1 protein-coding gene is annotated in these 251 nt (G+C 68.1%); it reads right to left on the bottom strand.

Annotated features, from left to right (window positions below; genetic code table 11):
- On the bottom strand, nucleotides 1–251 hold a 251-nt coding region (locus JI666_RS22300; protein ID WP_206895115.1), incomplete at both ends, for a patatin-like phospholipase family protein.

Below are 251 nucleotides of genomic sequence, written 5' to 3'. Positions count from 1 at the left end.
CTCGACCGGCGGAAAGCCCGGGGGCAGGGCTCCGCTGGCCATGATGTGGCGCGCGTCGATCCGGGTGGTGCGGCTGTCAAAGTAGCGGAAGTTCCCGGTCTCGACATCGGTGGCGCCGACGCAAAGCCGCGGGCCGGTGGCGTTGAGACGGTCGAAATCGACCAGCTCGTTCAACGTCGCCTCAAGCGGGGTGGTGTCGTAGAAGCTCAGGCTCGGGTCGGGCAGGAAGGGCCAGAACGCGCTGGGCATCC

The organism is Bacillus sp. NTK071 (assembly GCF_017303315.1).
Taxonomy (GTDB): Bacteria; Bacillota; Bacilli; order Bacillales; family Guptibacillaceae; genus Guptibacillus.
Note: the sequence above shows the minus strand (reverse complement) of the source record. Positions and strands in the feature narration are given on the sequence as shown.